Origin of the sequence: Priestia sp. SIMBA_032 (assembly GCF_046535215.1) — a bacterium.
Taxonomy (GTDB): domain Bacteria; phylum Bacillota; class Bacilli; order Bacillales; family Bacillaceae_H; genus Priestia; species Priestia aryabhattai.
On the sequence record NZ_JAWRXD010001351.1, the window covers coordinates 1 to 244 of the forward strand.

Consider the following 244-nt stretch of genomic DNA (forward strand, 5'->3'; position numbering starts at 1 on the left):
GTGATCGAGGGTTTCGAGGACATCGCCGGCACCGAAGACATGCAGGTGGAGGAGGCGCGGACCACAGGCGTGGTGATCGCGGCCACGGGGCCCGCGAACGGAACGATCTACGTGACCACCATGCAGGGGCACTCGGCGATCATCCCTCTCGACGACACCGGGTATGCGCTCAAGCGATTGCGGATGAACTCCCGCGGCTGGTACTGGTTCACCTTCCGAGCGATGGACTCCGACGGCTACCTGG

General features: G+C 64.8%; 1 protein-coding gene. It reads left to right on the forward strand.

What is annotated here, in order from left to right; translation table 11 throughout:
- Positions 1-244: hypothetical protein (locus SB717_RS38720; protein ID WP_410908557.1), on the forward strand; the 244-nt coding region annotated here is incomplete at both ends.